Genomic DNA, 471 nt, shown 5'->3' with positions numbered 1-471 from the left:
TTGGTTGAGCCAATCACTCTTTGAAGTACTTTCAGTACTCAATTATCGGAATTAAACGTTGACATATTGTCATTCAGTTTTCAATGTTCATAATCTATTTTTTAAATGGTGGAGACTAGCGGGATCGAACCGCTGACCTCCTGCGTGCAAAGCAGGCGCTCTCCCATCTGAGCTAAGCCCCCATAAGTATTAATAGAAGTCGGGAAGACAGGATTCGAACCTGCGACCCCTTGGTCCCAAACCAAGTGCTCTACCAAGCTGAGCTACTTCCCGTTATTTTAAATTCATTTTAAAAATGGCGCGCCCGAGAGGAGTCGAACCCCTAGCCTCTTGATCCGTAGTCAAACGCTCTATCCAATTGAGCTACGGGCGCTAAAAAAATGGTGCCGAGGACCGGAATCGAACCGGTACGGTAATCACTTACCGCAGGATTTTAAGTCCTGTGCGTCTGCCAGTTCCGCCACCCCGGCA

The 471-nt window shown here is 47.6% G+C and carries 4 tRNA genes; all 4 read right to left on the bottom strand.

The annotated features are described in order from the left end of the window. Positions 1-106 precede the first annotated feature (106 nt). Positions 107-182, bottom strand: a tRNA-Ala gene (locus LQ598_RS13700). Between the two features lie 17 nt (positions 183-199). Further along, positions 200-273: transfer RNA gene (locus LQ598_RS13695), tRNA-Pro, on the bottom strand. A 23-nt stretch (positions 274-296) separates the two neighbouring features. Further along, positions 297-373: transfer RNA gene (locus LQ598_RS13690), tRNA-Arg, on the bottom strand. Between the two features lie 8 nt (positions 374-381). Next, positions 382-470, bottom strand: a tRNA-Leu gene (locus LQ598_RS13685). Position 471: the final 1 nt, after the last annotated feature.

It is taken from the genome of Mammaliicoccus sp. F-M27 (assembly GCF_022387115.1).
GTDB lineage: Bacteria > Bacillota > Bacilli > Staphylococcales > Staphylococcaceae > Mammaliicoccus > Mammaliicoccus vitulinus.
This window is presented reverse-complemented; position numbering and strand designations above follow the sequence as displayed.